Annotated in this window: 20 protein-coding genes and 3 tRNA genes; 12 read left to right on the top strand and 11 right to left on the bottom strand. The window is 33.4% G+C overall.

Annotation, left to right across the window (positions count from 1 at the left end):
• Positions 1-156 precede the first annotated feature (156 nt).
• Entirely contained in the window at positions 157-417 is a 261-nt protein-coding gene (locus BUB80_RS20230; protein WP_073297004.1) for a hypothetical protein, read from the top strand.
• Positions 418-609: 192 nt separating this feature from the next.
• Here BUB80_RS20230 and BUB80_RS20235 read toward each other — a convergent pair whose 3' ends face one another.
• The 5 genes from BUB80_RS20235 to BUB80_RS20255 all read right to left on the bottom strand — a co-directional run bounded on the left by BUB80_RS20235 (position 610) and on the right by BUB80_RS20255 (position 8,244).
• Positions 610-3,708 carry an efflux RND transporter permease subunit gene (locus BUB80_RS20235; RefSeq protein WP_073297007.1) on the bottom strand — a complete coding sequence of 1,033 codons (3,099 nt, stop codon included), beginning with the start codon at positions 3,706-3,708 and terminating at the stop codon, positions 610-612.
• Positions 3,708-4,823 carry an efflux RND transporter periplasmic adaptor subunit gene (locus BUB80_RS20240; protein WP_073297010.1) on the bottom strand — a complete coding sequence of 372 codons (1,116 nt, stop codon included), beginning with the start codon at positions 4,821-4,823 and terminating at the stop codon, positions 3,708-3,710. Before BUB80_RS20240 ends, BUB80_RS20235 begins: the two co-directional genes overlap by 1 nt.
• A 2-nt stretch (positions 4,824-4,825) precedes the next feature.
• Positions 4,826-6,100, bottom strand: a complete 1,275-nt coding sequence (locus BUB80_RS20245) for a TolC family protein (protein WP_073297013.1) — start codon at positions 6,098-6,100, stop codon at positions 4,826-4,828.
• Between the two features lie 93 nt (positions 6,101-6,193).
• Positions 6,194-7,567, bottom strand: coding sequence for a HAMP domain-containing sensor histidine kinase (locus tag BUB80_RS20250; protein ID WP_073297016.1), 1,374 nt, complete (start codon positions 7,565-7,567; stop codon positions 6,194-6,196).
• Between the two features lie 2 nt (positions 7,568-7,569).
• Positions 7,570-8,244 (bottom strand): response regulator transcription factor, encoded by a 675-nt coding sequence (locus BUB80_RS20255; RefSeq protein WP_073297019.1) that lies wholly within the window; start codon positions 8,242-8,244, stop codon positions 7,570-7,572.
• Positions 8,245-8,390: 146 nt separating this feature from the next.
• Between BUB80_RS20255 and rmuC the strand changes: the two genes are divergently transcribed.
• Together rmuC and BUB80_RS20265 are read left to right on the top strand one after the other, a co-directional pair.
• Positions 8,391-9,899, top strand: a complete 1,509-nt coding sequence (gene rmuC / locus BUB80_RS20260) for a DNA recombination protein RmuC (protein WP_394334059.1) — start codon at positions 8,391-8,393, stop codon at positions 9,897-9,899.
• A gap of 391 nt (positions 9,900-10,290) precedes the next feature.
• Positions 10,291-11,058 carry a TrmH family RNA methyltransferase gene (locus BUB80_RS20265; protein WP_073297022.1) on the top strand — a complete coding sequence of 256 codons (768 nt, stop codon included), beginning with the start codon at positions 10,291-10,293 and terminating at the stop codon, positions 11,056-11,058.
• A gap of 132 nt (positions 11,059-11,190) precedes the next feature.
• Here the strand turns inward: BUB80_RS20265 and BUB80_RS20270 are convergent, their stop codons facing one another.
• Positions 11,191-11,532, bottom strand: coding sequence for a hypothetical protein (locus tag BUB80_RS20270; protein ID WP_073297024.1), 342 nt, complete (start codon positions 11,530-11,532; stop codon positions 11,191-11,193).
• Between the two features lie 180 nt (positions 11,533-11,712).
• On the opposite strand from BUB80_RS20270, the gene BUB80_RS20275 reads away from it, so the two are divergent.
• Both BUB80_RS20275 and BUB80_RS20280 read left to right on the top strand, forming a co-directional pair.
• Positions 11,713-12,876 (top strand): hypothetical protein, encoded by a 1,164-nt coding sequence (locus BUB80_RS20275; RefSeq protein ID WP_073297027.1) that lies wholly within the window; start codon positions 11,713-11,715, stop codon positions 12,874-12,876.
• Positions 12,860-13,453 (top strand): hypothetical protein, encoded by a 594-nt coding sequence (locus BUB80_RS20280; RefSeq protein WP_073297030.1) that lies wholly within the window; start codon positions 12,860-12,862, stop codon positions 13,451-13,453. Before BUB80_RS20275 ends, BUB80_RS20280 begins: the two co-directional genes overlap by 17 nt.
• On the opposite strand, the gene BUB80_RS20285 is transcribed toward BUB80_RS20280, so the two are convergent.
• Positions 13,402-13,974 (bottom strand): 5-formyltetrahydrofolate cyclo-ligase, encoded by a 573-nt coding sequence (locus BUB80_RS20285; RefSeq protein WP_073297056.1) that lies wholly within the window; start codon positions 13,972-13,974, stop codon positions 13,402-13,404. The genes BUB80_RS20280 and BUB80_RS20285 overlap by 52 nt on opposite strands.
• A 5-nt stretch (positions 13,975-13,979) precedes the next feature.
• A complete protein-coding gene (gene trhO, locus BUB80_RS20290; RefSeq protein ID WP_073297033.1) occupies positions 13,980-15,350 on the bottom strand; it encodes an oxygen-dependent tRNA uridine(34) hydroxylase TrhO in 1,371 nt (456 codons plus the stop codon).
• Between the two features lie 385 nt (positions 15,351-15,735).
• Here trhO and BUB80_RS20295 point away from each other — a divergent pair, with 385 nt between their 5' ends.
• Positions 15,736-17,280, top strand: a complete 1,545-nt coding sequence (locus BUB80_RS20295; protein ID WP_073297036.1) for a trypsin-like peptidase domain-containing protein — start codon at positions 15,736-15,738, stop codon at positions 17,278-17,280.
• Positions 17,281-17,351: 71 nt separating this feature from the next.
• Here BUB80_RS20295 and BUB80_RS20300 read toward each other — a convergent pair whose 3' ends face one another.
• The 3 genes from BUB80_RS20300 to BUB80_RS20310 form a co-directional block, all read right to left on the bottom strand.
• The gene (locus BUB80_RS20300; protein WP_073297039.1) at positions 17,352-17,807 is read right to left on the bottom strand and encodes a hypothetical protein; all 456 of its coding nucleotides are present in this window, start codon (positions 17,805-17,807) and stop codon (positions 17,352-17,354) included.
• Positions 17,807-18,187 (bottom strand): RidA family protein, encoded by a 381-nt coding sequence (locus BUB80_RS20305; RefSeq protein ID WP_054512082.1) that lies wholly within the window; start codon positions 18,185-18,187, stop codon positions 17,807-17,809. Before BUB80_RS20305 ends, BUB80_RS20300 begins: the two co-directional genes overlap by 1 nt.
• A 145-nt stretch (positions 18,188-18,332) precedes the next feature.
• Positions 18,333-20,924 carry a putative LPS assembly protein LptD gene (locus BUB80_RS20310; RefSeq protein ID WP_083547304.1) on the bottom strand — a complete coding sequence of 864 codons (2,592 nt, stop codon included), beginning with the start codon at positions 20,922-20,924 and terminating at the stop codon, positions 18,333-18,335.
• A gap of 53 nt (positions 20,925-20,977) precedes the next feature.
• Here BUB80_RS20310 and BUB80_RS20315 point away from each other — a divergent pair, with 53 nt between their 5' ends.
• From BUB80_RS20315 to BUB80_RS20340, 6 genes are all read left to right on the top strand, one after another.
• Complete coding sequence (locus BUB80_RS20315; protein ID WP_073297044.1) at positions 20,978-22,270, top strand: N-acetylmuramoyl-L-alanine amidase family protein; 1,293 nt, start codon at positions 20,978-20,980, stop codon at positions 22,268-22,270.
• Between the two features lie 58 nt (positions 22,271-22,328).
• Positions 22,329-22,400, top strand: a tRNA-Glu gene (locus BUB80_RS20320).
• 224 nt (positions 22,401-22,624) lie between these two features.
• Complete coding sequence (locus tag BUB80_RS20325) at positions 22,625-22,945, top strand: hypothetical protein (RefSeq protein ID WP_073297047.1); 321 nt, start codon at positions 22,625-22,627, stop codon at positions 22,943-22,945.
• A 76-nt stretch (positions 22,946-23,021) separates the two neighbouring features.
• Complete coding sequence (gene rpsT / locus BUB80_RS20330; protein ID WP_073297050.1) at positions 23,022-23,276, top strand: 30S ribosomal protein S20; 255 nt, start codon at positions 23,022-23,024, stop codon at positions 23,274-23,276.
• A gap of 11 nt (positions 23,277-23,287) precedes the next feature.
• Positions 23,288-23,359 (top strand) — tRNA-Glu (locus tag BUB80_RS20335).
• Between the two features lie 97 nt (positions 23,360-23,456).
• Positions 23,457-23,528, top strand: a tRNA-Glu gene (locus tag BUB80_RS20340).
• Positions 23,529-23,703: the final 175 nt, after the last annotated feature.

Genomic DNA, 23,703 nt, shown 5'->3' on the forward strand with positions numbered 1-23,703 from the left:
ATTCTTTGTAACATTGCGATACTCACAATTAAAGAAACAATCTTAAGCTAGATATAAACAAATCACTATATAACATTATAGTGATTTGTTTTTTTAAGTATATTAGATTCTCATTTTCAAATCAATACAAATTAAAACCAACAAAAAATTAAAACTATGAAAAAAACGAACTTATCAAAACTTTCAAGAACAGCATTGAAAGATGTATTTGGAGGAACTCTGGTTCATGCCCTAGAATGTTATTCAGATAGAGAATGTAGTGGCCGTGGCGAAGGCATGATCTTATGTCCAGACGGAACAAGCTCTATGACAGGCTATATCTGCATGGGTGGAACCTGCATGATGGCTACTGGATTCTGCGGACCATTAGTTCTCGGACCGATCGATATTGACCCAGGACCAAGAGTTAATCCTTAATCACATAATTATCAAAAAAAATGAACCGAGTTGGTTCATTTTTTTTTACACCATATTGAAATAATTTATGATGCATCACATCACTCTTAAAAACTCCTCTAAAAATAGTTTCATACAACGCAATACCTCAAAAAAAGTTGCCGAAATCCTCACATTCCGGCAACCACAACTAGCTTATAAAAATTGAAAGAATTATAGCGTTGCATTATATTTTTTACGATAAGCATAATAGAAAATAATCGGTAGTATGGTAAATGATAATAACATACAAATGATTAATCCACCAACGATCATAATTGCTAAAGGTTTTTGAATTTCAGAACCCATTCCGTTGGATATTGCCGCCGGGAAAAGTCCCATTGATCCCATTAATGCAATCATAACAACCGGACGAATTCTACTTTTCACTCCTTCAGCAATCGCCATTTTAAGTGGCATTTTATTTTGTAGGTTTTCCTTCATCACACCTATTAATACAATCCCATCAATCGTTGCAACTCCAAAAAGGATGATAAAACCAATTCCTGCAGAGATTCCAAATATCGTTCCTGTAAACCATAGAGATAAAAACCCTCCAATAAATGCAAATGCCAATGTTACAGAAGAAATCAATGTGTCTTTTATGTTCCCAAAATTGAAATACAATAACATCAGAATAAGAACTAAGGAAATAGGAACTACCATTGCCAACTGTTTTGCAGCTCTTTCCTTACTTTCAAATTCACCAGCCCATGTCATTTTATTATTCTTAGGGATATTCACATCCTTTGCTACTTTTTCTTTAGCCTCAGCAATTGTACTTCCAAGATCACGCCCTTCAATATTAAATCCTACTCCAATATATCTACTATTTCCTTCTCTATAAATAAATGAAGGTCCTGTATGATAATCAATTGTTGCGATTTCTTTTAAGGGTACTTTCTTATTATCTTTTGTTGGAATCAGGATGTTTCCAATCTTTTCAGGAGTATCACGATATTGTTTTTCAAATCTTAGCATCACATCAAACATCCTTTCTTGCTCATAAAATTTTGTAGCAGCCTGGCCACCAATCGTCATTTCAATTACTGCTTGCGCGTCTGCTGTGGAAATACCATATTTAGCCATCTTAGAATCATGAAGCTGTATTCTTAATTCAGGCAAACCGATATTTTTAAAAACATTCACATCAGAAATCCCAGGGACTTTCCTGATAGAATTGGCAACCTGATTGGCATAATTTTCAAGCTGAAAAAGGTCATTTCCAAAAATCTTAATAACCAACGGAGCTTTCACTCCCGCCACATATTCTTCTACATTATCTTGAATTGGCTGACTAAACCCAAAATTAATTCCCGGATATTTCTCTAATGACATCCTCATTTCTTCAAGAAGGTCATTTTTAGAGATCTTTTTCTTCCACTCGTCTTCAGGTTTTAGCTGAATATTAAATTCTATATTAAAAAATCCGGTAGGATCTGTTCCGTCATTAGGACGCCCGGTTTGCGTCATGACAAACTTCACTTCATCATATTTCATTAAAATCTCCTTCATCTCTTTGGTCAACCTTACCGATTCCTCTAGGTTTACACTGTTTGGTAATGTTGCACGTACATAAATGGCGCCTTCATTAAGCTTCGGTAAAAATTCTGATCCATAGTTTGAGAATCTCCATCCACAAATAGCCAACAACACTAGAAATCCAACTATGAATCCTTTACGGAAACGGTCACTTAACGCGTAAAACTTATATATATTCACTCTAAAAAATCGAGAAATAAAGTTTTCTTTTTCCTCTATATTTTTAGTTAATAACAATTTACACATCGCAGGAACATACGTTAAGCTTAAAATTAAAGAACCTAACAATGCATATCCTAATGTAAAGGCTAATGGAGAGAACATTTTCCCTTCTACTTTCTGGAAAGAGAAAATAGGCATCAAGGCAACGATCAAAATTAGTAATGCAAAGAAAATATAGCTGGCTACACTCCCTGCACTCTTTTTGATAATTCCCAGTTTGGACATTTTATTGAAACGTTCCAACCCAATCTTTTTCGCTTTGAGCTCGAGGGCAACAAATACATGTTCCACGATGACGAGAGTTCCTTCCAAGAGCAATCCAAAATCAAGCGCTCCCATTGAAATCAAGTTTGCAGGCAAGCCTTGAATTTTCAACATAATGATCGCAAACAAGAATGCTAATGGAATAACAGAGGCTACAATAAATGTCGTTCTCCAGTTATACAAGAACACAAAAACAATAATAGAAACAAGAATAATACCTTCTACTAAATTTTTAGATACTGTATGAACTGTTGTATTTACCAGTTCCGTACGGTCAATAATGGGTTCAATTTTAACATCCCCGGGAAGCTCACCTGCATTAAGTTCAGCAATTCTATCTTTTATTCTTCCGATAACTTCACTTGGGTTTTCACCACGCAACATGATAACAATTCCTTCTACAACATCATCTTGTTTATTATAGCCTACATGTCCCAGTCTGGGTTTTGCAGAGACTTTAACTTCAGCAACATGTTTTACTAAAATAGGTGTAGATCCTTTTACTTCAATCTGAATATTTTCAATATCTTCTTTGCTTTCCAACAATCCAATCCCTCGGACAACATATGCCTGGTCTCCTTTTGAAACTACATCTCCACCAACATTCACATTGCTTTTCGAGACGGCTTCATACACATCCAGCGGTGAAAGGTCATAATTGTGTAATTCTGTAGGATTAATTTTAATTTCATACGTCTTTTCTTCTCCACCAAAACTTACCACATCGGCCACTCCGGGAACAGCCAACAATTCTCTTTCTACCACCCAATCCTGAATAGAAGTCACTTCTTTTATTGGTAATTTACTTTTAATAATATATCGGTAAATTTCTCCAGTTGCCCCCGATGGAGGCTCTATACTATAATCTGCCCCTTCAGGAAGCTTCACATTCCCGAGCCGATTGGATGCATATTGCTGGGCATAAAAATCATTAACGTGATCATCAAAAATAACCGTCACCACAGATAATCCAAATAAAGAGATAGAACGTACCGAAGTTTTATTCGGTATCGTATTCATTTCTTTTGAAATGGGCAAGGTTACGAATTTTTCTATTTCTTCGGCACTTCTTCCCGGCCACTGAGTAATAACTCTTACTCTCGTATTGGTAACATCAGGAAAGGCTTCAATAGGAGTATGAATGTATGAATAGATTCCTCCAGCCAATAAAAGAAATGTACCTAATAATACAATCAGGGAGTTTTTTAAAGAGAAAGAAACTATACTCTGAACAAATTTTCTCATTATTTCTTAGAATTATTGGATTGGTTTTTCAAGTTCTCATAAATCAGTAACCCGTTTGAAGCAATGATCTTTTCTCCTGCCTTTAGTTCTCCTTCTACATAGATATGCTGGCTGTTTGCCGCAATTTCGGTAACTGCTCTTACCTCCAACGCACAATCTTTTTTATAAACAATTACATAACTTTGATTATTGTCAAAAACCAGTGCTTTAGCAGGAATCGCTAAGGCCGTTCTATTTTGGGAATTGATAGGCAATACAATATCTGCAGACATACCAGGTCTCAACTTCATATTATTATCCATAATAATTTTAGCTTTCAGTACTCTTTCATTTTCATTAAACACCTGTGAAATTGTATTAATTTTTCCTGAAAAATTCTCATCAGGATAAGCCAGCGTTTTTACCACCGCAGGCTGATTAACATAAACCTGTCTCATATTGGTTGCATAAACATTTGCCATTACCCAAACTTTATCCAAATTCGAAATTGTAAAAAGTTCTCCACTACCTGCTGTTACAGGCATTCCATTAGAAATGTTTTTTGAGATAACATATCCATCAGCCGGAGATTTAATTTGAATAAAACTGCTCCCCGCTGAATACAGCTGCATGTTTTTACTCGTTTTGGAAATATTGGATTGCAAAATTTCAACTTCAGATTTTGCTTCCTGCAAATCTTTCTGAGAAGCAATATCATCCTTATACATAGATTCTACAGAAGACAGCTTTCTTTTTGCAACTGCCAATTGCGCCTGTAATGTTTTAGTATTATCCTGCATCTCATTCACAGAAACACTTTTTACAGTAGCCAAAACCTGCCCTTTTTTCACATAATTACCTAAAGAGAAATAGGTTTCTGTAACCACTCCGTCCACAAGGCTTACAAAAGGAACGGTCTTATCAGAATTACTTTCCACTTCTCCGGTAAGGGTAATGCTTTCTTCTACAGGAAGCCTTTCTACCAGAACCAATTTCAGATCTTTTTTAAGTTCTTTACTGATACAGTAATTTTGGTTACTAGGTTCTTCATTCTTCTTTTTATCAGTACATCCTGTAAAAGCCAACATTACCAAAAAGCCAGCTGCTACAATATATTTAGTTGTATTATTTTCCATATTTATAAATCTTGTCCCACAACATATTGCAGGTTTTCGTAATATTGATTAAGTTCTTTTTTGGTATCAAGGATGATCATTTTATTGCCTATATAAGTATCCAGAAAATCCATGTATTCTAACATACTGATGTTTCGAAGTCTAAAGTTTTTTTCATGACTCGTGAGCATTCCATCTAAAGCAGTTTCATACGAATCATCGATTTCATGAAAAATTTCTTCGGTTTTGGTATAATTTTGAAAAACCGCAACAATTTCATTTTCTGATTTCAGAACATTCTTACGGGTTTCATATCCGGATTTGGTAATTTCTAATTTAGCTTCTTGAATGTTTCCTTTATTTCTGTCAAAAATGGGAAGATCAAAGGAAACCCCTAGCCCAACGAAATCTTTCATGATATTTCCACCACGGTCGTATCCTATAGACACTGCAATATCTGGGGTCCTCAATGCATTTTGTAATTCCAGATTTTTCTGGGCCGACTTTTCTTTATTTTTTGCAATTAAAATATCCGGACGGTTTTCTTTAGCCGCTTCCAGCCACTTTGGTAGCTCCAATTCTGAAAGTTCTTTTTCAGGAGCATGCAGTTCATCAGAAATAACAATATAGGATTTGGCAGGAATAATCAATAATGCTTTTAGCTCTGTCTGTTGCTCTACAATGTCTTGCTGTAATGAAATCAGTTTTTTCTTAAATTCAATTTCCTGGGCTTTCAATCGAATATATTCCGACTTACTGATATTTCCCTGCTGTAATTGATTTTGATAAGATTTCGTTAATTTCACAATAGAAGAAATCTGATTTTTATACAATTTCTGCTGTTCCTGATTGTATAAAATTTCAGTAATGGTATTTCTCAGAAGTTTTTTAAGTTCACGCAATACTTCCTGCAGCTCATACTTTTCTCCATCTACTTCAATTTTCTGAAGTTCAATATTCTTTCTCCTTTTTCCTGCGGTCTGTATTACCTGTTCAATTTCAGCAGAAACCTGAGTATTCTTTCCCCAATTACCTATTAAGGCTGGCTGCTCCTCAATATCATAAGTCCTCCATAAGTTAATTTCATTAACGGTAAGTTTAGGATTAGGCCAAAACTTAGCCTGAACAACACGAGCTTCCGCCTGGGAAATCTCTAGCTTCTGGGTAATTAGATCTAGATTGCGGGTAAGAAAAATCGATTCAGCTTCTTGTCTTCCAATTTTCAGAGTATCTGAAGTTTGCGCAGAAAAGAAACCAAAAAGATGAACGTACAATAATGTTAAAATAATCTTCTTCAAAGTCTCATATTTAAGACTACAAAGCTATTTTCCGTACATTAAAGCTAATTTCAAATAGAATTAAGATTCAGTTAAACCAACATTAGAGTTTGATTAGAACTTTTCGGATACGTCGGGAAATATAAGTAAAACTGTAGTTCCTTTACCAACCTCCGAACTTATTTTCATCACAATATAATGATGATCAAAAATGCTTTTAGATAAGGACAGTCCGATCCCGCTTCCTTTTACATGATCCACGTTTTTACCTCTGTAAAAAGTTTCTGTAATCTTATCCAGATCATCTGTATGAATACCTTTTCCTTGATCTGTAATTTCAATCTGTAAATGCTTATTTTCTTCCAGCATCGTAACCGAAATAGAATGATTAGGTCCAGAATATTTTATCGCATTTTCTACAATATTATATAATGCCAGATACAGCAAAGTTTCATTTCCAGGAAATTCTAATAAAGCTGGATTTGCAACTTTTAGATTAATGGTAATAGAAATATTATTTTCCTGAGCTTTAGAATTTAATTTTTCGTGTATCTTCCAGATAAGTTCATCAATGCGTATTTGTTTATGAGATTTTTCAAGCTTAGTGAGCCCAGACATGAGCAAGAGATTATTAAGGATATTTTCAATCTCATATACATTTTCCAACGACTCTTGAACTACCTCCTGATATTCTTCCGGAGTTCTGTCTTTCTGAGCAAACACTTCTAAGTTTCCGGAAATTGCAGCCAAAGGAGTTTTGAACTCATGAGAAACATAGTTGATGAAATTCTGCTGCAACAAGATACTTTCAGAAATTCTGCCAAATAATTTATTGTATGACTTAATCAATTCTTCAAGTTCATCATGTGTATTGGTAGAGGTAATTGCCTGAGAGATGTCGTTATATTCTACATTATTAATTCGTTCAACAATATTAGAAATAGGTTTATAAATTATTTTAGAAAGATACCTGCTTAGAAAATAAATAGCTAATAAACCCATTATCAAAACGGCTAACATAATAACGGAAAGCCTGATCATCTGCGAATTAAAAGAATCACTAGAAGACTTAGCAAAAACCACAAAATCTCCCTGATTATCCGGATAAAAAATCCCGGAATAAAAATTATTCCCAGACATAAACTGCACACTTTTATTATTCCTGGCTACGTTTAAGTGATGCAGTTTAATATTTTTGTCGCCTAAATTCTGTCCAAAAGTTACCTGATTCCTTTGGTCATAAATGGCTACCTGTTTGTTTTCAATAAGATGATTGTATTCTTTTTTTATCTGAGCGTGTCTATTTTTCGGTAGTTCATCTTTTTCAAGATAATAGATTGCAGAAATAAGGGCTGTATTCCTTAGTTTTTCGAAATAGAAGAATTTTGTACTGTCATAATAAGCAAAAAATATTACCACAAAAGTGATAATAGAAACAATACCAAACGAAAGGCTGGAAATTAATGTAAATCTATTCCTTAAAGTCATTGTTAATCTTTAATCAAATACCCTGTTCCTTTTATCGTATGAATAATTTTTTTTTCCGTTTCATCAATTTTGTTGCGGACATAAGAAATATAAACATCTACAACATTGGTTGTATTATCAAAACTAATTCCCCACACATTATGAAGAATCTGTGTCCTACTCAATACTTTGTTTTTATTTTCCATCAGGAAAGTCAGAAGCTTATATTCTGTAGGAGAAAGCTCAATTTCTTTTTCTTTCTGAATCACTTTATGAAGATCTGTATCTATCGTCAACGTTCCGCATGACAAAAACTGATTATCTTCCTGATAGCTTAATCTGTTTCTTCTTGTCAATGCTTTTATTCTGGATATCAGCTCTTCAAAATGAAAAGGTTTAGATAAATAATCATCTGCTCCCAAATCAAGCATTTTTATTTTATCATCAGGGCTGTTCAAAGCACTCAAAACCAGAATTGGTGTATAATTCTTTCTAAATCTAATCATTTGGGTTAGCTGCATTCCGTCTAATCCCGGTAGCATAATATCCATTAAAATAATATCGAAATCGTAGGAACCTATTACATCACGTGCTTTCTCTCCAGAATCAGCAAGAACCATCTGATGGCCGGCCTCATGTAGACCTTTTACAAGAAATTTACTGATCCTTTCATCGTCTTCTACTAACAAAATATTCATATGCCCTGAAATTTCCTATAAATATAAGGATTCAAAAAAACAACTCTGTGTGAAATAGGACAGATGAATCTATTTTAATAAAATCTTAAGCCATGAATACGGGAAAACACAATTTTTACACCGCCTTTTTTTCATAATTTTGTAATATGGAGATGACTTATTTAATTATTGGATTTATTGCCGGGGGAATTCTTGGAGCAGTAATTTTATATTTTGCATTGAAATCATCAATGGTTTCAAGACGTTCTTATGATGAGCTGAACAACTTACAGATTAAAAACAATTCGGATCTGGAAAATTCTATACTTAAGATTCAGGAATTAATGCTTACCATCAATAAAGAAAAAGAACAAAACCAATTGCAAGCAGATCTATTAAATGATCAAAAGAATGAGCTTGCAAAAGTCTCGGCAGAATATTCATCTTTACATTCGCAGTTTTTAGAGCATAAAGAAATTAACATAAAACTAACTGGGCAAATTGAACGTTTGATTACAGAAAAACAAATTATTTTTGCTAAAAATGCTGAACTTTCTGCTATTAATGAGAGTATGCAAAAATCTCTTGAAACTCAAAAAGGAGAAATCACTAAAATTCAGGAAGAATCAAAATTACAGTTTGAAAACTTAGCGAATAAAATTTTAGAAGAGAAAACAGAAAAGTTTACCACACTTAATCAAAACAATCTTAAATCAATCTTAGAACCTTTTCAAGAGAAAATCGCTGATCTTAAAAACAGAGTAAATGAAGCTTATGAAAAGGAAAATAAAGAACGTTTTTCTCTTGCCGAAAAAGTAAAAGAGCTTGCAGAACTTAATCAACAGATTTCTGAAGATGCCAAGAAACTAACCCGAGCATTGAAAGGTGAAAGCAAAACCCAAGGAAACTGGGGCGAGATGATCCTTGAAAGTATTCTTGAAAAATCTGGCTTAGTAAAAGGACGGGAATATTTTCTTGAGCATGAACTTCGTGACGAAGACAATAAAGCGTTATTCTCAGAATTTTCAGGAAAAAAAATGCGCCCCGATGCAGTTATAAAATATCCGGATGAAAGAAACGTCATCATAGATTCTAAAGTATCTCTAACTGCTTTTACAGAATTAGTAGATGAAACAGATCAGGATATTTATGCTATTAAACTGAATCAACATTTATCTTCTATAAAAACTCACATTACACAATTAAGCCAAAAAGCATATGATGATTACGGGAAATCTCTAGATTTTGTGATGATGTTTATACCAAGCGAACCTGCTTATATTGCAGCTATGCAGGCAGATCAAAATCTTTGGAACTACGCCTATGAAAGAAGGGTTCTATTATTGAATCCGAGCAATCTAATTACTTCATTAAAATTAATAGCAGACCTCTGGAAACGTGAATATCAAAATAGGAATTCCATGGAAATCGCAGAAAGAGGAGCTAAGTTGTATGATAAGTTTGTAGGTTTTGTAGATAATCTTGAAAAAGTTGGAAAAAATCTGGACCAAGCAAAAAATGTTTATAACGATGCTTACAAACAACTTTCTACAGGAAATGATAATCTGATTATCCAAACTCAGAAACTAAAATCTTTAGGAATAAAAAATAAAAAAGATCTTCCACAGAGTTTAATAGATAACTCACAAAATACATTAGATATTTTCAATGAATAAGCGTTTATTGGTTTCACACAGACTTTTAAGCCTTCTCTAGTTTATAATAAACTTTATAGATTTTCCGTTTTCAACTTTCAAGAAATATTTACTTCAGTGATTTGATTGCCTGAAACTTTCAACCGAGTCTTTAAGCAATTTGAGGGTATTACACCAAGTCAATATATGACTGATATAACAAATAAGGATATATCAGCAATAGACGAATGAAATATATTATCATCTACTCTATTACATTCTTTAGTTATCATTTCCAAAATTTTACTTCTTAAAAAAGATTTCGATTATAATTTATTCTAAAAGAAAAAATAACATTCCATTTTAGTTCATCAAACAATATTTTCATAAAAACCAAAGAAGCTCAATCATAAATTTTGCATAATTTTGCAGGATGTTGATAGAAAGTTTTCAAAACGATAAAATAAAAAACGTCACTAAGCTACTTACTGACAATAGATTTCGTAAAAAATCAAAAGTTTTTGTAGTTGAAGGGCAGCAAGAAAATGAAAGAGCCCAAAAATATGATTTTGAAGCAGTAGAGTTTTTCATCTGTGAAACCATATTTAAAGGAAAAATACCAGAAGGAAAAACACACCTTGTTAGTAATAAAGTCTATGAAAAAATAGCATACAGAGGGAGTTCAGAAGGAATCATAGGTATTTATAAAGCCAAAGAAAACAATTTAGATACCTTTAAGCCAAAAGAAAATTCAAGTATAATTATTGTTGAAGGAGTAGAAAAACCTGGAAATTTAGGTGCTATTCTAAGAAGCTGTGAAGCATTTGGTATTGATGCCTTGATTGTAGCAGACGGCAAAACAGACTTTTACAATCCTAATGTCATAAGATCCAGTGTAGGATGTCTTTTTGGAATGGAAGTGTTTCAGGCTGAAAATGAAGAAACATTAGAATTTCTTCAGAAGAATCACTTCAATATCTATACAACTATTATGGATGAAAGCTCGGAAGATCTTTATAAAAGAGATTTTACTCAAAAATCAGCAGTTCTATTTGGAACTGAACATTCGGGGCTTAGTGATTTCTGGATAGGAAAAGGAAAGAATACGTTAATTCCTATGACAGGAAGTATTGATTCTTTAAACTTAAGTAATGCTGTTGCGATTACTTGCTATGAAGCTCTGAAACAAAAGAAAGGATAATATTTTTTGATAGTTAGTTGCTGGATATAATTACTGATGACCCCAATTACTAATTATTTATAAAATATAAAGCATAAAAAAACCGATTCACTAGGTGAACCGGTTCTTTTATTTTTAAAGCGTAAGCTAAAATTATTTCTTAACAGCTTCTTTAGTAGCAGCAGCAGCATCTTTAGCAGCACCTTTAGCAGCATCAGCAGCTCCTTTAGCAGCATCAGCAGCTCCAGCAGCAGCACCTTTAGCAGCATCAGCTCCAGCAGCAGTAGTAGCAGCAGCAGCATCTTTAGCAGCACCTACAGTAGCAGAAGCAGCAGAATCAACAACAGTTGCAGCAGAATCAGCTACAGTTGCAGCAGAATCAGTAACAGCTACAGCAGCAGAATCAGCAGTACCTTCAGTAGCAGTAGCTTCAGTTTTTTTACAAGCAACTAGAGAGATTGCAGCGATAGCAGCTACGAATAATGACTTTTTCATAATAAATTAAATTTAATTTTGTTAATATTGTTTTCTAAAATTTTTCTCGTTCTGTTATTTGAACAAGACAAAGGTATAGCAGATAGAAAAGTTGTTTATGAAAAATAATTGTAATACCTTTGTAAAATAGTTTTACAAATAAACTTAACTGATAATCAGTAATTTAATTATATTTAAAAATTGACAGATTTAGATCTATTACATTTTGAGCAGCTCAAAAAAGAAGTCCAAGCTCAATATTTGAAAGAATATACACCTTCCTATGATGATATTTCAAAATGGAAGGGTATTGATATTATATATTTTCAGGAAGATCTTCGTAAAAAAGCTAAAGGAAACATTAGCGAAAAATCTTTTTACACCTATTTCAAAAACTCTCCGGTTACAAAATTACCCCGAATTGATATGCTCAACTTATTGAGTATTTATACGGGTTATGACTCATGGTATGAGTTTAAAAAGCAACATCTTTTTGCAGGAGAATTACTACAACAAGACCAGGAATTAAGTGATGAAGAAATGGAAGATTTAGAAAAAACTCTTGAAAGTCTATCTAATTTTTCAAAAACAAAGAATAAACCTGAAAAAACTGCAGAAACAGCACAAGAAAACATTGATTTACAAAAATCAACTACTGAAAACCAAATAGTTAATCAAAACAAAAAATTAAAAATTCAATCAGATTCTGAAGCAATAAAACCTAAGAAAAATTTCTTAAAAAAGAATGCTTGGGCTTTCGCAACCTCTATTTTAATTCTAATAACGGGTATTCTAGGTTTCAAGGATGAAATTTTTCTAAAAGAATATAAATATTGTTTCACGGACGCAGACAGAGGAACTTCCGTCATCAATACATTAGAAATAAAAGTTATTAAAGAAAATGAATCTCCAATTCTTTATAGAATAAAACCGGGAGACTGTTTTAAATATTCTACCAAAGATAAGGTCCTAAAAATGGAAATCAGAGCGCCTTTCTATGAATATCTAGAGGTAAACAGAACTTTGGAGAATGCGCCTGGAGAGGAAATGATAGAACTAAAGCCGGATGATTACAAAATGGCAGTAAATTACTTCTCTGTAAAGGATGCCAATGGTAATCCAGAGCAACTGAAACAGAAACGTAAGCAACTCGAAAACCTAATCAGCAATAACGCTACGATTTATCAGGTATACGATAATACAACCTATGGCATTGAAACCTTAGATAAACAAAAATATATTACCTTAGTAACAACCCCAACAACTTCTCTAAAAAACTTAAGTGTAATAGAAATGAAAAAAGAGAACGGGAAAATAATATCTATCAAATTTAAAATTGCAAGTACAGATGAAAAGAATAAATAATTTTTTAATTTTTGCAATAACGCTTCTTACTTTAGCAGCTTGTAACGAGAAAAAAAACTCGGAAGTAAGTGATATTGAAAAACTTAGAAACAGTAATAATAAAAAAAGCTATCCTGAAGTACAAATGGATAGCGCGCAGGCCATCAACTTCATTACCAAGCAAAAAGTACAGGAGCTTTTAGATCTGTCTACATTATATTTATCTGGATCAGGAAATAAGAACACCGAGATTGATACGGTTATCTATTCTCAAATGGGAAGCTATTTCCATAAACCGGATAGCCTGACATTCAAAAAGTTATTCCGGGAACTGGATAGCTTAAAGGTAAAAAGCATAAAAGTGAATAATTTATCTGTTTATAAAGATTATTATAAAAAGGATACTTTAGATTATGCCAAATTTGATGTAGAATACTTTGATGACAAGAATAGATCATTGGGTACTTTTGAAAAAAATGCGCAATACATCCTTATGTCTACCCCTATTAAATTTAAAAAAGAATTTAAATTTTACTTCCTCAACTTCTATTCTTCTCCTTTGAAGAAAGACAGTACTTCAGTAAAAGTAACTAAATAGTCTAAGGGAATATCATTTTCCCAGACATCATCAATATATTCATCGGGGTTAAAATAATTAACTCCGATTTTTTTTGAGCTAGGTGAAATAGATTGAAAAAAGCCATCATAAAAACCTTTTCCATAGCCTACTCTATTTCCATTAGGATCACAATACAGCAAAGGGGTAATTACATAATCAAACTGAGTTTCTCCGGAATCTATAGTAGAAACAGGCTCCGAAATCCCCCAATTGCTCGTTTCAAATTCTGTACCTGGAAATATTTCAACCGAAATTAATTCATCCACAACCTTAGGCACAAAAACACGGATATTTTGATCTAAAAAATAATTGATGAATATCTTAGTGTCAATTTCATTAAACTTCTCAATCGGAATGAAAACATGTACTTTCTGACCTTTTACAGGCTTGAAATAATGGATAAAGTTGTTAAAAATTCTTTTAGATAACAAGAAAGCCTCATCAGAAGACAAGGCTTTTCTTTTTTGCATATATTTTTTTCTAAGTTCAGCTTTTAGCATTCTCATTAAGCTTTTTCAGAAGGTTCTATAATTTTATATAATTTGTCTGACAAACGAATTTTAAACGGAAGTTCAAAAGTAATTTGATCTCCCACTTTCGCCGTTTCACAAGGACCTCCATTTGCATAAATTTCGGTAATTGTAATTTCTTGCTCACCAGTTGTAGGGCCTGAAATCAATACTCTATCTCCTACTGAAAGTTCTTTGTTTTCAATTAAGAACTGAGCAATTTTTGATTTTGAGTAATAATGTTCTCCTTTACCAACCAATACTTTCTTAACTGCTATCTTTTGGCGAATATTTTTAGCGGCTACTTTTCCTAAGGGCTGAGTTGGTAAATCACCTGAATTCTTAAATATCAAAGAATCGGACTTCCCTTTTCTGAACACCTTGTTTCCAACCTGCAATCCTTTTCTTAGTTGTAATTGCTCTTCTACCGGTAAATGTGTAATTTCTAAACATTCTGTAGAACATGTATTTTCCATTGTAGCTTTACATTCATCACATTGAATAAACAATAAATGACAAGCATCATTTGCACAATTGGTATGGTTATCACAAGGCTTTCCACATTGGTGGCATTGTGAAATAATATCATCTGTAATTCGTTCTCCTAATCGGTGGTCAAACACGAAGTTCTTCCCAATAAATTTACTTTCAATATTTTCTTCTTTTATCTGACGGGTATATTCAATAATTCCGCCTTCTAATTGGAAAACATTCTTAAAACCCTGATGCTTAAAGTAAGCACTTGCCTTTTCACAACGAATACCCCCTGTGCAATACATCAACAGGTTTTTATCTTCTTTAAAATCCTGTAATTGTTCGTTGATGATAGGTAAGCTTTCTCTGAAGTTTTCTACATCAGGCGTAATAGCGCCTTCAAAATGCCCCACTTCACTTTCGTAGTGATTTCTAAAATCAACCACAATTGTATTTGGGTCTTCCAATAAATTATTAAACTCCTGAGCTTTTAAGTGAATACCTTTATTGGTAACATCAAAAGAATCATCATTCAAACCGTCTGCTACAATTTTATGTCTAACCTTGATAGTCAATTTTAAGAAAGAATAGTCGTCCTGATCTACCGCTACGTTTAAACGAATTCCTTTCATGAAATCGTAAACTTCAAGGGTATTGCGAAAAGCCTCAAATTGATCCGCAGGAACACTCATCTGAGCATTAATTCCTTCATGAGCAACATAGATACGACCCAATGCATCCAGTGCATTCCAGGCTATAAATAATTCGTCGCGAAACTTTTTGGGATCTTCAATTTTGGCATACGCATAGAAAGACAATGTAAGACGTTCCTTACCAGCTTCATCAATAAGTTGAGCTCTTTCTTCTGCGCTTAAGGTGTTATACAGTTGCATGCTATAAACGTTTTAAGTGAGAAAAGTATTTTTGCAAAGATAGTAATTTTTCAATTAAGTCTATTTGTTGATGAAAATCTCAAACGCTAGAATGCTAGTAATGATTGATAAATTATTGCTATTCAAAAAACTCATTTAGGTGTGAAATTTTGTCAGTTATTCATAATATAATGCTAGCTTTACCATACAAAATGTCACTATTTTATTTAATATTTTTTTAAGTTTTGTTAATTCCAGTTTTAACAATTACGACATAATGTATAAATAATTGCTATTCCTGTTAAATTTTAGTTAAAATTGAAACATATCATAATAATCAACTACCTATTTAGCATTAAATTTGTTTACAATAAAACATAAATTAAAAATCAAAAGAAGATATACAATGAAGAGTACTTTAAAAAAACTATTACCATTTGCTGTAGTAGGAGTTATCTCAGGAGCTACTACCGTTGGCACAATACAATATTTCGGTCATCCTTCTAATAATGAAGACCAAGGCTATTTTAAATCTGCCTCAAATGTTTCATTTGCCGGCATGAATACTGGGGCTGTAGGTGACGATTTTGTAAAAGCAGCAAAAACTACGGTTCCGGCTGTAGTAACTATTAAGAATTACCAAAGCAGAACATCTACTTCTGGTGGAAGAGCATCCGAACAAGATCTATTCGACTTCTTTTTCGGTGATCCTTTCGGCGGAGGCGGAAGAGGACAACAAAGACAAAAGCCACAGCAACAAGTACCTGACAATATGCCTTCAGGAATGGGTTCAGGAGTAATTATTTCTCCGGATGGTTATATTATATCAAATAATCACGTTGTAGCGGGTGCCAATAAACTGGAAGTCGTATTAAGCAACAAAAAATCTTATATCGCAACTTTAGTAGGAACAGATCCGAACACAGATATTTCATTATTAAAGATTGAAGAAAAAGGGCTACCCTATCTAAACTTCGCTAATTCTGATAATATTGAAGTAGGACAATGGGCTCTTGCAGTAGGTAATCCATTAGGATTGAATTCAACTGTAACTGCAGGTATTATTTCTGCTAAAGGAAGAGGAATCGGAATTTTAGGAGGCCAAGGGAAAGCAACGAATCCTATTGAAAGTTTTATTCAGACAGATGCTGCCATTAACCCTGGAAACTCAGGAGGTGCATTGGTAAATACGAATGGCGAGCTGATTGGTATCAACTCTGCAATCCAATCTACAACAGGTTATTATCAAGGATATGGATTTGCAGTTCCGGCTAATTTGGCTAGAAAAATAGTTGAAGACATCAAGAAATTCGGAATTGTACAAAGAGGATTCCTTGGAGTTCAATCTCTAGATCTTTCTGATGACATGCAGGTTGCAGCGTATAACAAACAGAAAAAGACCAATATTAAAACCGGTTCAGGAGTATATGTAACAGGATTCGGAGATAAGAGTGGTGCTGAAGATGCTGGTCTTAAAATGGGAGATATTATCACCAAAATAGATAATTCAGCCATTACAGACTTCGCCGATCTATCGATCGCTATCGGAAGCAAGCGTCCTGGAGATAAAGTACAAGTTACTTATTCAAGAAATGGTAAAGAGAGCACAACTACAGTAACATTGAGAGATCAAAAAGGAGGAACTTCTACGAGAACAAAAGAAGAACTAAGTGTTACCGAAAAAATTGGAGCTGAATTTGAACCATTAAGTGAAAAATTCAAAACCGACTACGGTTTGAATAGCGGTGTAGTTGCTAAAAACGTATCTGAAGGAAGCGAGATCGCTAAGATTGGATTGGTAGACAACTATATTGTAGTAGAGATTAACGGTAAGCCTGTAAACTCACAAAAAGACGTTGAAAAAATCCTAGATAAATACCAAGGAAACGTTCAAGTGAAGTTTGTGGATGAGTATGGTAGAATGTATACGAAAGGCTTTAAAATGCCTTAATCAAGATTCAACAAAACATTTATTTTCATATCAACGAAAAGCCGCTACAAAATTTGTAGCGGCTTTTTATTTTATGATTTATTATTCATTTTTTCAGCGATTCTCTTTTTCTTATTCCGTTCATAAATGACTTCTACGATCTTACCTCCGATCCACGAAAAGGGAAAGAATGTAAGGAAAATAGATATTTTATAGAACGTAGGATGATAAGGAAAAATAATAACATCCAGCATTGCTATAAACAACATAATAAACCCAATAAGAATAGCATAAGCCACTTTAGCATATTTTACGATGATTGCTGTTGCCACCCCTCCTATCGTAGTTCCCAAACCGGAAATAAACAATAAGAAACCGAAGAACGCTTCATCATTTTTCATGCTTTCAAGAAACCTCTGCCAGTGCTCAAAAGGAGCGAAAGCATCAAAAGTAACCCATTGCGGAAAAACCCTTATACCAAGGGTAATGATAAGCCCGGCAATTGCGAGCCCCACTAAAACCGCTAATGTATTTCTTATAAAACTCATTAATCCTGATGTGCGATCATCGAAATTTCAATATCAACATTTTTAGGCAAGCAAGAAACCTGTACTGTTTCACGAGCTGGAAAGCTTTCTGCATCCAAATAAGACGCATAAATATCATTCATTACAGCAAAATCATCCATACTTTTAAGGAAAATACTCGCTTTTACAACGTTTTTAAATGTCATTCCAGCTTCAGTAAGAATTGCCTCAAGGTTTTTCATTACCTGGTGCGTTTCTTTCTCAATTCCTTCTACCAATTTACCAGTTGCAGGATCTACAGGGATCTGACCAGATATATACAATACTCCGTTGGCAAGATTTGCCTGAGAATAAGGTCCGATAGCTGCAGGAGCATTCACTGTGTTGATTACTTTTTTCATATGTCGTTACTATTTATTTTTTTCTAAAATCATATGCAATCACTAGCTTCTATAAAGATTTGTTAGAGTTGTATTCCACAGTGATTTCATTAGAATTTATTTTGGTTGCAAATATAAAATTTATATTCAAATATCAATATGATATTTAGAAAGGAGGATTTGGCTGTGTGAAACTTCTGTCTTTATACTTCAGCGCATCACTTAAGATATTAGCTTTTATCCCAATAAAGAAGTCATATACCTTATATTGTCCAAAAGGAACCCAGTTAAAATTAATGGTAAAACTTCGTTGATCTCTTGAGAAACCAATCCTTGTATAAGCCAATTCTTTCGTCACCATATCATAGTGAGTACTTCCATTGATATTCCAGAAAGGAGTTAATTTAACACTACCATCAAGCCCCACTGAAGCCATTCTTGTAGGAATTCTATTACCCGAAGTTTTTGTATAGGCATAATTGGCATTCACATTCAAAGTCCATGCCTGATCGAAACGAGCATAATTATCATCATCAAAATAATAATTCTCATTTCTTATTTCTCCTTTAGATTTATATTTTTTAGCATAATCTGTTTTTTGTCCAAAAATCTCACTGCTTAAAGGGTAAGATAGCTGAACATTAAAACCTTGTACACTAAAATGACCAAAATCTTCTGTTCTTATACCTCCTGTATCCTGTCCCGGAAGGTAGATAATTTTATATGGATCTAATGATAGACTTGTATTTACACTCAATTTATTATTAAAGAAAGAAGACTGCCCATTGATTGTTAAAATAGACCAAGGGTGATCTTTTGCCGCAAAGTTATAACTTCCTGAAAGGTTTAATGACTCAAATAATTTCACCTTTTTCACTCCTGTAGAATCACTTTTAGACTTTACTTTCATTTCAATATTGTTTCCAATATTAAATCCTAATGCTCCTACCATTCCACTTGTAGGACTCCCTACAATTCCTCCTTCAAAGATTGAATAAGGTGTTAAAGCTCCAGAAGCATTGTAATAGTTCTTATAGTATCCATAACCCGAACCTCCAAAATCTGGTGAATAGGTGAATCCAATACTTGGCGTCATCATATGTCTGATTGCTTCAATAGTAGAACCTTTTTTGAACTTCATCATTCCGTAAAGCGTCGTTTGAATACTTGCTGTTGAAGAGAATGTAGAATATCCCGCAATTCCTTTATCAGTTTCAGTAATATCTTTACTAGCTACAGGATCATAAAATCTCTTAATTGTTTTTGTAGTTAATGCATTATCAATATTAGCCCCTAAACTGAAAGTAAAATATTTTGCAACAGTGGTATTAGTTCCTAGTGCGATATTATTTTTAAGTCCAGTCTGCAATTTGTCCCACATTTCCTTTTTGAAAAGTTCACCTTCGTTAGTTTGCACATAGTTTGTTAAGTTAAGTCCTGTATTTACGGTAATGTTTTCCAACAGTCCGCTTCTTACACCTGTTTTTGACTTAAATAAATAAAACTGATTAATGGCAACGTTCATCTGAGGCAAACGCAAATCAGACGTTCCTGTAGCAAAGTTCTGAGAATAAGAAGTGGTTGCCGTAATGGTAGCAGGTAGCTTCAAGAACCTTTTCGTAAGCGTAACTGTTGAGTTCTGCTGGGTATTTAATACGTTTTGATTTAATATATAATTGTTATTCAGCGTATTATTATAAAACTTAGTACTTACAACATCTACTGAAGCAGAGAAATTAAGAAATGGATTTGCTTTTGTATCTTGTGTATGTCTCCAGGCAATTCTATACGTGCTGTTTTTATTATAATCATCCAACCCTTTTATCCCTCTCACCATTGTTCCGACATCCGCTGAGAAATTCCCGGAATAACGGTACTTTTTCATATAATTCATTTCGGGTCTTATATCCCAGCTCCCTTTCGTATAAATATCGGCAAGTACCTTAAGATCAAAATGCTCTCCTATTGGCTGATAATATCCTATTCCATTCAAAAAGAATCCTACATCCTGCCTTTCCCCAAAACTCGGGATCAAAATACCTGCTGATCTTTTAGAAGAAAACGGTAAAATAGCAAATGGCATAATTAAAGGAGTAGGAACCCGCTCAATATATAACTGAATAGGCCCTGTAATAATCTGAGATTTCTCTTTTGTCTTAATTAATTTGATATTGGAAGCCAGCATATGATAATCCGCTGCCGTATCTTTTTTCTTAATAAAATACTCATCAGTGGTATACATTGCGTTTTTCATTGCAAAGACAGAATCGCTATATTTCTTGGTCTTTTTTGCAATAATTACCCCTTCACTTTCCTCAGTCCGAGCATTATAAGCAACAGCTTGCTTTGTTTTGGTATTATAATGAAACTCATTTGTTTCATATTTTTTCCCTGCCTGTGTTGTAATAACAGGTTCTATAATTTTCCCTAAAGAATCTAGCTTACCTCTTGCATAGACAAGACTTTTTTTCTCATCTATAGAGATATAATCTGCATCAATTTGCATATCCTGATACTTCACCTGAGCTTTTTTGTTCAGGTAAATCATCTTTTTAGGGAAGTCTCTACGGATATTATCTGCCTTAGTCTGAAGAATATCATCTAAAGACTCTTTTTTTACAACAATGGTATCCTTTTTGGAAATAGTATCATTAACCGCATTTTTAGGCAATTTCTCAGACGTTTCCTGTGCTAAAAAACTGTTAAAAATTAGGATAATTGAAATTTGTAATATATTTTTGAGGACGGTTTTGGCCAATTTTATTATATATAATTAAGGCTCAAAATTAGTATAATTTTTAAAACTGTAAGATGTACAAACAAAATTTTAAAATAATTTTATCATTTCTCCTTATTTTATTGAGCAATTTTATATTCTCACAAAAGAAGTTCACCATCGTTTTAGATGCTGGACATGGAGGAAGTGATTCAGGAGCCAAAAGATCCTACTCAGACATTGGCTTACTCGCAGAAAAGGATGTAACCCTTGCTATTGTGCTAAAAGTTGGAAGAATGCTTGAGAAAAATAAAGACTTTAAAGTAATTTACACTCGTAAATATGATGAATACCCTTCTCTTTCAGACAGAACAAATTTAGCCAACAGAAGCAAAGCAGATCTTTTTGTATCCGTTCACTGTAATTCAGCAACAAGATCTACAGCCTACGGAACAGAAACTTATGTTCAGGGACCAGACCAGAATGACACCAACCTTGAGGTGGCTAAAAGAGAAAATGATGTAATTTTCTTAGACGAAAAAGATAAGCAGACCTTTGGTTCTTATGATGCAAGCTCACCAGAATCTTTAATTGCCCTAAAACTACAGCAAAGTAAATATTTGGAATCCAGTCTTCTTTTAGGCGGATTGGTAGAAGGAAATTTTGTAGATAAAGACAAAAGATTCTCAAGAGGTGTTTTCCAAAAAAACTTACACGTTCTTCGTATGAATGCAATGCCATCTGTTCTTATTGAAACAGGATTTATCAATCATGCGGAAGAAAGTCATTATTTGGCATCAGAAAAAGGTCAGGATGAAATTTCAGAGAGTATTTATAATGCCATTATAGAATACAAAAAAGCAGTCGACAGAAAATCAGGAGGTGCATATGCTACTTCTACAAAAAAAATAGAGCCGGAAAAACCAGCCGAAGTAGCATTAAAGAATGATTTCAGAATATTATTAATGGCTGCTCCAACTAAATATAATGACGGAGATCCTGCATTAAAAGGCTTAAATTATATTCTTCCTATCAAAGAAAACGGGCAATATAAATATTATTACGGAGTAACTAATATGTCTTCTGTAAAAGATATTAATATTAAAACAGCTAAAGATGCCGGATTTAGAAATGCTTTTGCCGTAGGATTCATGCCAAATCAAAAATTAAGCATGGGCTATTATACCATTGAAGTCTATGTTGGAGAAAAATTAAATGGTAATTCTTTCATCCTACAAACGCTAAAAGATGTGGAAAGAAACAAAGATAATGGTGTTTTTTACTACACTTATGGAAAAATTTACACTTTAGAAGACGCTGTAAATTTACAGAAAGAACTTGATAGCAAAGGAATTAAGAATACAGTCATTCAGAAAGTATATAAATAACCTAAAAAATAATTTTGAAGTTCAAAAGTTAATTCCTATTTTTGCAACCTCAAAATTTGGTCTATTCGTCTAGTGGTCAGGACTCAAGGTTTTCATCCTTGCAACAGGGGTTCGATTCCCCTATAGACTACATAAATAAAGTATTCTGATTAGCAATTTTATCTAGCTATAGGAATTTAAAAAAAGATTATTTAATTTTGCATTCGCATTTATTCTTAGGCAAAAGAAAATAGATAAAACATTATACCCTTAATGCACTCTATTTTTAACTAAGAAAAAGCAAATGATGAATACTAATTTATTTAGGTCTCTGGGATGTATTTCCCGCACAGGCTTAGCAAATAATTTTATATCATGCAGGATTTAAAAATACAAGAAGCGAAGTTGCTCTTTAATAAAATCCATTCTAACCCTAAAAATTATGATTTAAAGATCAATGAAGAAGGGATTATAGGCAAAGATGATAAAATAAGTTTCAAACTTTACAAGAGTGGAGAAAGAGGAGCATTAGAAGTTACTATTGACGGACTAACCTTTACCAACACAACTGGAGAATGGAACAACGCAATGATAATGTTGGAAAATATTATCAAAAGAATAGATAAAGAACAAGAAAATTTTAAAATAGAACAAGCAATAGACAAGCTTAAACAGTACCTTTCCGAAGAAAATTAAAAATTTTTAAAATAATTGGAAAATAATTTGGTTGGTATTAAAAAAGTCTTTACTTTTGCACTCACATTTAAACGATATGGCAAATCATAAATCAGCATTAAAAAGAATCAGACAAAACGAAGTTAGAAAAGTTCGTAACAGATACTATCACAAGACTGCTAGAACAGCTTTGAAAGTTTTAAGAAATGAAGAAGATAAAGCTGCTGCTACTGAGCAATTGCCAAAAGTTATCTCTTTATTGGATAAATTAGCTAAGAAAAATATTATCCACAAAAACAAAGCAGCTAACTTGAAAAGTAAATTAACTAAGCACGTTAATAAACTAGCTTAATAAGTATAGTTGGCCCGTTCGTCTATCGGTTAGGACCTCAGATTTTCATTCTGGTAAGAGGGGTTCGACTCCCCTACGGGCTACAAAACTTAATTACTACTAACCGGGTAATTAAAATAAGAGTTGAAACTTATAAAAACAAAAAATACTAACCCTGTAATTTATTACAGTTTGGTAGATGGCCCGTTCGTCTATCGGTTAGGACCTCAGATTTTCATTCTGGTAAGAGGGGTTCGACTCCCCTACGGGCTACAAAAGAGACTTTATATTTAAAGTCTTTTTTTTTGTTTTGCGTAAAACTTCAAATAGAAATACTAAGTCAGGTGCAAAATGGATCAGTTCCAAAACTTGGGGACTACGCAAAAAGTTTAGATAATCTAAAAAGGAAAAACGATTTATCTCGCACGCCTCTAAGTTGTAATCTGAA

This window comes from Chryseobacterium polytrichastri, assembly GCF_900142445.1.
GTDB lineage: Bacteria > Bacteroidota > Bacteroidia > Flavobacteriales > Weeksellaceae > Chryseobacterium > Chryseobacterium polytrichastri.